General features: G+C 72.0%; 10 protein-coding genes and 2 tRNA genes. 7 read left to right on the forward strand and 5 right to left on the reverse strand.

What is annotated here, in order from left to right:
* The first annotated feature begins 165 nt into the window (after positions 1–165).
* Positions 166–1,206, forward strand: coding sequence for a glycosyltransferase family 4 protein (locus VF468_23740; protein ID HEX5881303.1), 1,041 nt, complete (start codon positions 166–168; stop codon positions 1,204–1,206).
* Positions 1,207–1,251: 45 nt separating this feature from the next.
* Here the strand turns inward: VF468_23740 and VF468_23745 are convergent, their stop codons facing one another.
* Complete coding sequence (locus tag VF468_23745; protein ID HEX5881304.1) at positions 1,252–2,952, reverse strand: PRC-barrel domain-containing protein; 1,701 nt, start codon at positions 2,950–2,952, stop codon at positions 1,252–1,254.
* A 149-nt stretch (positions 2,953–3,101) separates the two neighbouring features.
* Positions 3,102–4,433 carry an aminotransferase class I/II-fold pyridoxal phosphate-dependent enzyme gene (locus VF468_23750; GenBank protein ID HEX5881305.1) on the reverse strand — a complete coding sequence of 444 codons (1,332 nt, stop codon included), beginning with the start codon at positions 4,431–4,433 and terminating at the stop codon, positions 3,102–3,104.
* Between the two features lie 364 nt (positions 4,434–4,797).
* On the opposite strand from VF468_23750, the gene tadA reads away from it, so the two are divergent.
* Positions 4,798–5,286, forward strand: a complete 489-nt coding sequence (gene tadA / locus VF468_23755) for a tRNA adenosine(34) deaminase TadA (GenBank protein HEX5881306.1) — start codon at positions 4,798–4,800, stop codon at positions 5,284–5,286.
* A tRNA-Ser gene (locus VF468_23760) sits at positions 5,240–5,329 on the forward strand. Before tadA ends, VF468_23760 begins: the two co-directional genes overlap by 47 nt.
* Before the next feature lie 12 nt (positions 5,330–5,341).
* Here VF468_23760 and VF468_23765 read toward each other — a convergent pair.
* Entirely contained in the window at positions 5,342–5,647 is a 306-nt protein-coding gene (locus VF468_23765) for a peptidoglycan-binding domain-containing protein (protein ID HEX5881307.1), read from the reverse strand.
* A 135-nt stretch (positions 5,648–5,782) separates the two neighbouring features.
* Here VF468_23765 and VF468_23770 point away from each other — a divergent pair.
* Positions 5,783–5,872 (forward strand) — tRNA-Ser (locus VF468_23770).
* Here VF468_23770 and VF468_23775 read toward each other — a convergent pair.
* Both VF468_23775 and VF468_23780 read right to left on the reverse strand, forming a co-directional pair.
* Positions 5,860–6,186, reverse strand: coding sequence for a tyrosine-type recombinase/integrase (locus VF468_23775; GenBank protein ID HEX5881308.1), 327 nt, complete (start codon positions 6,184–6,186; stop codon positions 5,860–5,862). The two genes, VF468_23770 and VF468_23775, sit on opposite strands and share 13 nt — an antisense overlap.
* Before the next feature lie 403 nt (positions 6,187–6,589).
* Positions 6,590–6,940 (reverse strand): antibiotic biosynthesis monooxygenase, encoded by a 351-nt coding sequence (locus VF468_23780; protein ID HEX5881309.1) that lies wholly within the window; start codon positions 6,938–6,940, stop codon positions 6,590–6,592.
* Positions 6,941–7,175: 235 nt separating this feature from the next.
* Between VF468_23780 and VF468_23785 the strand changes: the two genes are divergently transcribed.
* The 3 genes from VF468_23785 to VF468_23795 all read left to right on the forward strand — a co-directional run bounded on the left by VF468_23785 (position 7,176) and on the right by VF468_23795 (position 9,794).
* Complete coding sequence (locus VF468_23785; GenBank protein HEX5881310.1) at positions 7,176–8,006, forward strand: MBL fold metallo-hydrolase; 831 nt, start codon at positions 7,176–7,178, stop codon at positions 8,004–8,006.
* Positions 8,007–8,205: 199 nt separating this feature from the next.
* Entirely contained in the window at positions 8,206–9,390 is a 1,185-nt protein-coding gene (locus VF468_23790) for a transposase (protein HEX5881311.1), read from the forward strand.
* On the forward strand, positions 9,282–9,794 hold the full coding sequence (locus tag VF468_23795) for a transposase (GenBank protein HEX5881312.1): 513 nt from the start codon (positions 9,282–9,284) through the stop codon (positions 9,792–9,794). Before VF468_23790 ends, VF468_23795 begins: the two co-directional genes overlap by 109 nt.
* The last annotated feature ends 378 nt before the right edge of the window (positions 9,795–10,172 follow it).

A 10,172-nucleotide genomic window follows, 5' to 3' on the forward strand; every position in this document is an offset into this window, starting at 1 on the left:
CGGGCACTGGTCGACAGCCTGTCCGAGCGGCCGACGGCCGACGGGGGCCAGAGCCCCGGCACCCGCTCGGCGTAGCCACCGCCGCGGGGCCTGGCAGGACCGGGGGTCGGTCAGCCCCGCCCCGATCCCTCGTTTGCTGCGCGATTGTCGTGGAAGTCCGTGGTCATGCGTATCGCCCTGATCGCTCCGCCCTGGTACACGATCCCGCCCAGCGGCTATGGCGGCATCGAGTGGGTGGTCGCGCTGCTGGCCGACGGGCTGACCGACCGCGGCCACGAGGTCACCTTGTTCGCCGCGCCCGGGTCCGGCACCAAGGCGCGGCTGGTCTCGCCGCTCGACGAGGAGCCGCCCCGGGACGCCATCGGCGACCCCTGGTACGAGGCCAGCCACGTCGTCTCCGTGTACGAGCACGGCGATGAGTTCGACATCCTCCACGACCACACCGGCCCGGTCGGGGTGAGCGTCGGGGCCCTCAGCAACTGCCCGACCATCCACACCCTCCACGGGCCGTTCACCCAGCAGGCGCACATGCTCTACAGCCGCGTCGCCCGCCAGCACTGGTTCGTGGCCATCTCCGAGAGCCAGCGGTCGATGGCCCCCAAGAACCTGCGCTGGGCCGGGGTGGTCTACAACGGCATCCCCATGGACCGCTACCCCTTCCGCGAGGACAAGGAGGACTACCTCTTCTTCCTCGGCCGGGCCGACGAGGAGAAGGCGCCCCACCTGGCCATCGAGGCGGCCCGGCGGGCCGGGCGCCGGCTGGTGATGTGCGCCACCACCAAGAACGAGCGCGAGCGCGCCTACTGGGAGGCCAACGTCGAGCCGATCCTCGGCGACGACGTCGAGGTCCACGGCGAGTGCCCCCACGACCAGAAGGCCGACCTGCTGGCCCGGGCCGCCGCCCTGGTGTTCCCGATCCAGTGGGCGGAGCCGTTCGGCCTGGTGATGACGGAGGCGATGGCCTGTGGGACCCCGGTGGTGGCTTGGCGCAACGGCTCGGTACCCGAGGTGGTGGCCGACGGGGAGACCGGCTTCATCGTCGAGTCGCTCGACGAGATGGCCGCGGCCATCGACCGGGTCGGAGAGCTCGACCCCCACGTGCTCCGTTCCCGGGTCGAGCAGCGGTTCTCGGCTGAGGCCATGGTGGTCGGCTACGAGCAGGCCTATCAACGCGCCCTGACCGGGGAACAGACCGCCGGGCGCTGACCGGGAGCCGGCAAGCGCCGGCTCCCGGTGGTCGTCAGCGTCGGGTCAGCTGCTGCTCTTGGGCTTGCGCTCGCTGGTCGAGGAGCGCCTGGTGGTGGTGGAACCGCCCTCGGTGCTGGGGACGCTCGGGGTGGTGGTCGTGGTCGTCGAGGTCGCCGGCGTGGTCGGGGTCGCCGGCGTAGTCGTGCCGGGCGTGGTGGTCGTGCCGGGCGTGGTGGTGGTCGTGCTGGGCGTGGTGGTGGTCGTGGTGGATCCGCTGGTCGACCCGCTGGTGCCCGAACCGCTGGCCGCGACCTTGTCCCCGGCCTCGTGGACCTTGTCGGCGGCCTTGTTGGCGGCCTGCTCCACGCGGGCGCTGAGGTCGCCCGGGACGCTGTCCATGACCTTCTTGACCTGCGGCTTGTCGAGCAGCTGGCGGGCGCTGGCGGTGAGCTGGTCGTACCGCTCCCGGCCCGCCTTGGTGCCGAGGACGTAGCCGACCGCGGCACCGACGACCATTCCGAGCTTGCCCATCCCCTTCATCTTCTTCCTCCGTTGCCGTCTGGACGTGGCCTTGCGGGCCTTCTTGCCGGCATCCGCCTTCTTGACCTTGCGTCCGGCCGCCGCCGGAGCCGAGGCCGCCGCCCGCGCCGCCCCGGCGGCCGCGCCGGTGACCGCCGCCGTGGCCCGCTTGCGCGCCCGCCTCCGCTTGCGGGCCTTGATCTTGGACTCCGGCGTGGTCTCGATGGCGGCGATCACCTCCGCCACCTCCTTGCCGGCCCGCTTGGCCGCCTGCCGGCCTCCGCCGACGGCGGCGGCTCCGCCGGAGGCGGCCTTGCGGGCGGCCCGCCTGCTGCCGGCGACGGCGGCCACGCCGGTGGCGGCAGCCGCCTGAGCGGCCCGGCGTCCGGCCTTGCCCGCCTCGTTCGCGGCCCGGTTGGCCTTGCGGTTGGCCTTGCGGTTGGCCTTGCGCGCGGCCCGGCGGCCGCCCTTGGCGGCCTTCTTCGAACCTTCGCCGCTGGTCGCGGCGGCGGCCGTGCGGCGGACCTCCCCGGCCGCCCGGGTCAGCGCGCCGGCGGTCTCGCGCCCGACCTGGCCGACCCGCTCGCCCAGGGTCGGCGGCTTGCGGCGCCGGCGGGCGACCACGGCGGCCCCGGCCCCGGCCGCACCGAGGGCGACCGCGCCGATCCCGGCGGCGGCCGCCTTCCTGCCCCGCCCGTCCCTGGCCGCCCCGTCGTCGCCGGTGGTGCCGGTCGCCCCGCCGGACCAGGAGGTGGCGGCCGGCGGGGTCGTCTGGGTGGTCGCCGCGGCCGCGCCGGTGGCGGCCGGCACGTCGGCCTCGAGCCGGGAGGACGGGGGCAGCTCGGTGGTGGCGTCGGTCGCCGCCGTGCCGGCACCGGCCGTCGCCGTCTCGCCGGCCGGCAGGCCGCTGGCGGACGCGTCGGTGGCGTACTCGATCCCGTAGTGGGCGTAGAGCCGGGCCTCGTCCTCCTCGGACAGCTCGGCGTCCTGCTCCAGCCGGGGGGCCTCGCGGACCACCGACGTCTCGTGGGGGATCTGGACGGTGTCGCCGCGCTGGGCGGCGTCGGCCAGCGGCACGAACGTGCGCGAGCTGCCGAAGAGGCCGGTGTGGACCAGGGCCCACTCCGGCTGCTTGGTCGATCTGTCCACGTAGATGGCCTCGATCTTGCCCACCGGCTCGTTGTCGGTGGCCACGAGGGTCAGGCCCCGCCAGGAGCGGGCCTGGTCGATCGTCGGTAGTGTCATCGCGTCCTCCCGCGCCGTGTCATTGGTGGATCCTATGGGCCGATGGCCTGGGAGGCGAGAGCAAACCTCCGGAGCCCGTCTTACCCGGGAAACGGCACCTAACCCTCCAGTCCCCGTCGGTTGGACACCCCATCTGGCCGGCGAGTTGCTCAGGCGAGCCGCGTCCGGCGCCGGGGCGCCATGGCGGCCTCGATGTCGCCGGCGAGCCCGTCGGCCTCGCCCACATCGAGCGTTGACACGGTAACGCGGATCGCCGGCTGGCTGCGGAGGCGGAACCGCTCGCCGGCCAGGACGGCCCAGCCGGCCTCCAGCAGGCGCCCGGTGACGGCGCCCTCGTCACCGACGGGCACCCAGACGTTCATCCCGGAGCGGGCGTGCGCCTCGATGCCCCTGGCCGTCAGCCCCCGGGTCAGCGCCTCCCGGCGCCGGCGGTAGGTCTCGCGACCCTGCGCCAGCAGGGCCTCCCCGCCGGGGGCCGACCACATGGCGACGGCGAGCTCCTGGAGGATGTGGCTGACCCAGCCCGTGCCGACCAGCTGGCGGCCCTGGACGCGGGCCACCGTCTCCGGGTCGCCGGTGAGCACGGCCAGGCGCAGGTCGGGCCCGAGCCACTTGGACACCGAGCGCACGTGCGCCCAGCGGGGGCGGACGTCGCCGGCCAGGGTGACCCCGGGCGCCCCGGCCACCGGTCCGGCGTGGTCGTCCTCCACGACCAGGACCTCGGGGTGCTCCCCGAGGACCCGGCGCAGCTCCCCGAGGCGGGCCGGGGTGGCCACGGCCCCGGTCGGGTTCTGGGCCCGCAGGGTGGTCACGAACGCGGCCGCGCCGGCGGCCAGGGCGCCGGCCAGCCCCTGGGGCAGGGGGCCGTCGTCGTCGAGCGGCACCGGCTCGGGTCGCAGCCCCAGGGCCCGGATCAGGTCGAGGGCGGGCGGGAACCCGGGGTCGTCGACGGCCACCCGGTCGCCGGGGCGCAGGTGGGCCTGGAGGATCCGCTCGACCCCGTCGAGCGCCCCGCCGACCACGGCCAGCCCGGCCACCGGGACGCCGTCGGCCTCGAGCTGGGCGGTGGCCAGGGCGGCCAGCTCGGGCAGGACCGGGTCCTCGCCGTCGAGGTGGTGGCGCCGGTCGACCCGGGCCAGGGCCGGGTCCAGCGGCGGCAGCAGCGCCGGGTCGGCGCGGCCGTGGGTGAGGTCGCGGACCCCGGGCGGGAACAGGGCCGGCGTCCCGCCAACGGGCAGCGGCGGCCGTTCGGCGACGGCCGTCCCGCCCCGGCCCCTGGCCGTGACCACCCCTCTGGCCCGCAGCCGCCCGTAGGCGGCCGCCACCGTGGTCGGGCTGACCCCGAGGCGCAGGCCGAGCTGGCGGATGGTGGGCAGCCGGTCGCCCGGGGCGAGCCGGGCCAGGCGGACGGCGCGCTCGACGCTGTCGGCGATCTCGCTGGCGGTCGCCCCGGCGATGAAGTCCAGCTCCGGCTCGCTCATCGCTCAAGCATAGGAAACGGACCGCAGAAGCACCGAGGCGATGGGCCGCGGTGTCCGCTTCGCGAACTGTCCCGCTGCCCATCGCCTCGGCGAGGCCGGGCCCCCCCGTCGGGCCCCCCCGTCGGGCCCCCCCTGCGGGCCCCCCCTGCGGGCCCCCCCTGCGGGGCGCAGTCTGCCCGCTCAGCCCGCCGCCGTCGAGGCCTAAACGCAAGTTGGACCTTTCGGTCTAGCCTTCAGGGGTGTTCGGGGCCATATGGGCTAGTCAAACGGGGTAGATGCATTGTCCACCATCTCCGTATGGCGCGGCGTCCCCCGAACCCGTCATCGTGGTCCGATGACCGACGACACCGCCGCCGAGCGCTGGATGCGGGCCGCCCTCGCCGAGGCCAGGGCCGCCCTCGACCACGACGACGTCCCCGTCGGCGCCGTGGTGGTCGGCCCCGACGGCACCGAGCTGTCCCGCGGCCGCAACCGCCGCGAGCAGCGGCGCGACCCCACCGCCCACGCCGAGCTGGAGGCCCTCCGCGCCGCCGCCGCCACCCTCGGCACCTGGCGCCTGGACGGCTGCACCCTGGTCGTCACCCTCGAGCCCTGCGCCATGTGCGCCGGCGCCCTCGTCCAGGCCCGCGTGGCCCGCCTCGTCTTCGGCGCCGACGACCCCAAGGCCGGCGCCGTCACCTCCCTGTTCGACCTCGTCCGCGACCCCCGCCTCCCCCACCGGGTCGAGGTCCAACGCGGCGTCCTGGCCGGGGACTGCGCCGCCCTGCTCCGCTCCTTCTTCACCCCCCGCCGCTATACTCCGGAACGGCAAGGTGCCAGAGTGGACGAATGGGGCGGTCTCGAAAACCGTTGACGTCGCAAGGCGTCCATGGGTTCGAATCCCATCCTTGCCGCCAGCGATTGTGACGTCAGCCGGCCGTCTGGAACCGGGTCCAGCGGTCCAGGAGCGCCGTCCAGGTGTTGGTGCCGACGACCCCGTCCACCGCCAGTCCTTCGTTGCCCTGGAAGTTCCGGACCCGCTCCTCGGTCTTGGGGCCGAAGATCCCGTCCACCCCGTCGGCCCTGCGCAGGGCGCGTTCGAACGGGGAGTACTCGCCGCCACCGAAGATCAGCATGAACTGGAGGCACATCACCTCCTGGGAGTTGGCGGGATCACCGCCGCGGCGGAGCACGGGCAGGCTGAGCGCGACGTGGGACTCCGGCGGAGGGCTCACGGCACTCCTCTCCTTTCGTGATGCAGCCGGTGATCGGCAAGCGCGGATACACCGGCAATACTGCGGTAACGCGGTCCGTCGGAACAGCCCGAGCCGGCGGCCGGCCTCCCCGCGAGCTGGCGTAGACTGCGCGGCGGAGGCTTGGCCGAGCGGTCGAAGGCACACGCCTGGAAAGCGTGTAGGGGGGCAACTCCCTCGAGGGTTCGAACCCCTCAGCCTCCGCCACACCGCCGGGTCACCCCACCTGCGGGTTCATCCAAGTGGCTGTCCGCTGGTCCGTGCTGGGTCCGTGCCAGCCGGGCCACCGCCCCGTCGCGGACCAGCTCCAGGCGGTCCCCGAGGGTGTCCATCTCGGACGGGAACAGGTGCCCGTAGGTGTCGAGCGTGATGCTCGCGGTCGCATGCCCGAGCTGCGCCTGGACCGCCTTGACGCTGGCGCCCTGGGCGATGAGCAGACTCGCGCAGGTGTGCCGAAGGTCGTAGAACCGCAGCCCTACGGGCAGCGGGGCTGGGCGCTGGTCCTTGGGCAGCTTGACCATCGCCTCGTTGCTGAGGACGGCTCCGGTCGGTCGCTGGTCGAGGTCGTGGCCGAGGAGCTGGGGGCGAGCCTGCGTTGGGCGACGGCGACGACGACCAGGACGACGAGGAGCCAGGAGCAGGCGAGTACCGCGTAGGCCAGGACGTCTTAACGAGCGTCACCCTCCGTCGTGGAAGCTCTGGCTCCAGGATTGGCCCTCGACAGCTTGGAGACGAGCGCGGGGGATTGTCGGGGATGGTCAAGCCTTGCTCTGCTTCCCCATGTCCGTCCGCCAAGGAGGTCTATGAGGAACCTCGTGGGCACCGCCAACCTGGTTGGCCCGGAGTAGTCCGCAATGGGGGCGGTCGCGACGGTTAGGTCAAATGCAACGACAAGCCGAACCTAGCCCTGCGCCAAGCGGCGTTCTACATCGACTCGTAGAGGGTGAAGAGTTGAGGAACCTCGCTGTCGGCCAACTTCGCTCGGAGCTCTGCACTCGGCTCACCGAGGAGCTCGCCGTGAACCACGGAGACCGTCGCGAGGACCGCCGCCGATACGTCGGCAAGGTTCGCCGCGTGCTCGATGGCCGCCTCGGAATCCCTGTACCGCTCAATGACGATGCACTCGGACTGATCGTCGTTGAAGTAGGTGTCGTATTGCAGCGTTCCGGAGTCCTTGGTCCGCACGATCTCCATCGCCTGAGCGGACAAGCGTTTGTACTCCTCGCGCTTGCCGTCGTTGAACTTGAATCGAGCGATACCCAAGAGCTCGGTCACGGCTCCCCCTACGTGTCGGCCTCTCATCCCAGGGGCGGTACCCGACCTCGATTTTGCAACAAACGGGGCCGTGGCGTGCAGTCACCCAGCGCGCTGGTATACCAGCGGCGTTGCGGCCAGGGCGCTGCCGTCAGTGTGCAACGGCAGGCCGCGCACAGCGCGGCCGGGCAGGATCGGGTGGCAGGTACTACCGTCTCGACAAGCGGTTGCAAACCACAAGCGGAAGGAGTCATCCGTGCTGAGGCAGGTCGCGGAGGGTGTGCTGATCCACCAGAGCGAGCTACTCCAGAACAACGCCGTTGTCGTGCAAGGCCGGGCCGGCGTGTTGCTCATCGACCCCGGGATACGCGGCTCCGAAATGGTTTGCCTTGCGAACGACCTTCGCGAGTTGGGCCAGCCCGTTGTGGCAGGCTTCTCGACCCATCCTGATTGGGATCACGTGCTCTGGCACGCCGAACTTGGCGAAGCGCCCCGTTACGGTACAGCCCGCTGCGCGGCTTATATGCGAGATCTGCTGTCGAACGCGGACTGGAAGGCCCGCGTCGCCGAGGGGTTACCGCCGGAAATCGCCGAGGAGATACCGCTGGACCTGTTCGGCCTCATTACCGGTCTGCCTGACGAAACTGCGCAGATTCCTTGGGATGGCCCTACAGTCCGGATTATTGAGCATCCGGCGCATGCCCAGGGACATGCGGCGCTGTTGATCGAGGAGCGCGGCGTTCTCGTTGCCGGCGACATGCTTTCTGACATCCTGATTCCGTTCCCCGACCTGGACGCCGCGAATCCGATTGAGGACTACCTCGTTGGGCTGCGGCTGCTCGAGGGCGTGGCGGACGATGTTGATGTCCTTATCCCCGGTCACGGGTCCGTCGGCGGAGCTGATCAGGTACGCGCACGGATCAAACAGGATCGAGCGTACGTGCATGCCTTGCGTAACGGCCATGCTCCCAATGACCCGCGCATCGGCCCGTCAGCCACGTTCGGTAAGGATTGGCTGCCGGGCGTGTATGAATGGCAACTACAGCAGCTCGCCAATAAAAGAGAGCGCGACGGGACGCCCGGATAGAGATCCGCTTGCGACACAAGCTGACCCTGCCAATTTGTTGACGCAAGACACCGTTAGCCGGACCTGGATGTCGGGGGTACATGGGCGACGTAAGGTGGACCCTCGTGGCTAGGTGGCCGGTGTCGTGTGTCTGATTCGTCTGTGACCGGCTGAGCTGGCAGACTCCGGGCGCCTTGTCGCCGGACCCGGAGGACTTGCTGTGACACTCGGCCGCCAGCTGCGCCGCCCGGAGCTGCCCGCCACTGGTGCCCGCTGGTGCGAGGCGGCGCTCCCTGAGGGGTCGGTGTACCGGTTCCTGGCCCGGGAGCGGGGCCGGCTGTTCCCACCCGAGTTGTTCGCGGATCTGTTCCAGCCGACGGGGCGCCGCTCGGTGCCGCCGTCGGTCCTGGCCGTGGTCATGGTCCTGCAACGACTGGAAGGTCTGAGTGATCGGGAGGCGGCCGACCGGTTCGCGTTTGATGTGCGCTGGCGGTACGCCGCCGGGGTGGCCGATGCCGTGGCTGGGGAGGAGACGGCCTCGTTTGCGCATACGGTGCTGGTCGACTTCCGGGCCCGGCTGCGGGCCTCGGCCGACCCGGATCGGATCTTCCGGGTGACCTGTGCGCTGGCCCGCCAGCTGGGGCTGGTCGGGGTCAAGCGGGTGCTGGACTCGGCGCCCTTGGAGGACGCGGTCACCACCCAGGACACGGTCACGATGCTGCGGGGGGCGATCCGGGGACTGTTGCGGGCTTGTCGGCCCGCGCTTAAGGCCAAGGTGCGAGCGGGCCTGCAGCGTGAGGATGACTACGCCGCGCCGGGTAAGCCGGCTTGTGACTGGACCGACCGGGCCGCTCGGGAGGTGCTGGTGGACGCCCTGGTCCGTGACGGCTACCGGGCCCACTACGCCCTGCGGGACCAGCGGCTGGACCCACGGGTCGCCGAGGCGGCGGCGTTGTTGGCCACCGTCACCGGCCAAGACATCGAGGAGACGACCGACGGCCGCTTCCGCATCTTCGAGGGCACCGCTCCTGACCGGGTCATCTCCACCGTCGACCCCCAGGCCCGCCACGGCCATAAGACCGCCGCCCACGGCTTTGACGGCGACAAGGCCCATGTGGCCATCGACCCCGACTCAGAGGTCATCTGCGCCGCCGAGGTCAGCCCGGCCACCAGCGGCGACGCTGTGGTTGCGCCGACATTGCTGGACGATCTCACCCAGCGCAGGACGGTGGGCCGGCCACCCGCGCGGTGGTGTATGGCGACAGCGCCTATGGCACCGGCACCAACCTGGCCTGGCTGGACCACCACGGGCTCACCCCGATGGTCAAGGCCCAGCTCCCCACCGCACCCGGCGGCCGGTTCGCCAAGGGCCAGTTCCGGATCGACCTCCAGGCCGGCACCGTGACCTGCCCGGCGAGGGTCACCGCCCCGATCCTGTCCGCCTCCCGGGGTGGGGGTCGGGCCCGGTTCGGCGCCGCCTGCAGCGTCTGCCCGCTGCGCCAGGCCTGTACCAGCAGTGTCGGTGGTCGGGTGGTCGCCATCCACCCCCAGGAAGCCGAGCTGGCCGCCGCCCGCGCCCGCCAACGCGACCCCGCCTGGCTGGCCGACTACCGGGCCACCCGGCCCAAGGTCGAGCGCAAGCTCGCCCACCTGTTGCGCCGCCGTCACGGCGGCCGGCGCGCCCGGGTGCGGGGCCTGGTCCGGGTCACCCAGGACTTCAAGCTGCTGGCCGCCGCGGTCAACCTGGCCCGCTTCGCCACCCTCGGCTTGCGCCACAACAGCACCGGCTGGCAGGTCCAGCCGGCCTGACCGGCCAGCAAGCCACCCCGTTGACGGCGCCCGCCCAACACGCAGAACTCCTACAGCCCGTCAGAGAACACCGGCCACCTAGGAGACCACTCTCCGGACAGATGTCCATGTGCGAGAACCTCTCAGCCGGAATTCCTTGCACATGCGGCCCGTGATGCGCACCACGACGAGCCCTCGCCGGTGTCTAGCCAGCGTTTCCGCTGCTCAGGGCCAGCGGCGGGCCTGGGAGGACTTGTGCCTCCGGCCTCATCCTTATCGGCTGAATGCGGTAACCGCTGTGCGGACCGCCGTTCCCGCAGGTCGCGCCGACCGTCGGGGTCAAGGTATGCGTTCAACCGGCCCCTGGTGTGCGTCTCGGCACAGCACTTGGGCTTGCTT

This window comes from Actinomycetota bacterium (assembly GCA_036280995.1).
GTDB lineage: Bacteria > Actinomycetota > CALGFH01 > CALGFH01 > CALGFH01 > CALGFH01.